Origin of the sequence: Paenibacillus sp. J31TS4 (assembly GCF_018403265.1) — a bacterium.
Taxonomy (GTDB): Bacteria; Bacillota; Bacilli; order Paenibacillales; family NBRC-103111; genus J31TS4.
The window spans coordinates 1-201 of sequence record NZ_BOSI01000060.1; the positions used below are offsets into that span (position 1 = coordinate 1).

The window sequence follows — 201 nt, forward strand, 5'->3', positions numbered from 1 at the left end:
TTCATTCTTTAGTTGGGGCCCCCGGCAAGTATTCGGAATCTGCTTCGTCAGCATCATCTTCACTTGGTGGGGATTTTTAGGATAAGCCCTCGACCGATTAGTATTCGTCAGCTGCACGCATTGCTGCGCTTCCACCCCGAACCTATCTACCTCGTCGTCTTCAAGGGGTCTTACATACTGGGAAATCTCATCTTGAGGGGG

General features: G+C 50.7%; 1 rRNA gene. It reads right to left on the reverse strand.

Going from position 1 to position 201, the window contains the following annotated elements:
* Window positions 1-77: 77 nt before the first annotated feature.
* Window positions 78-201 (reverse strand): 23S ribosomal RNA (locus tag KJS47_RS23975); the annotation flags it as partial.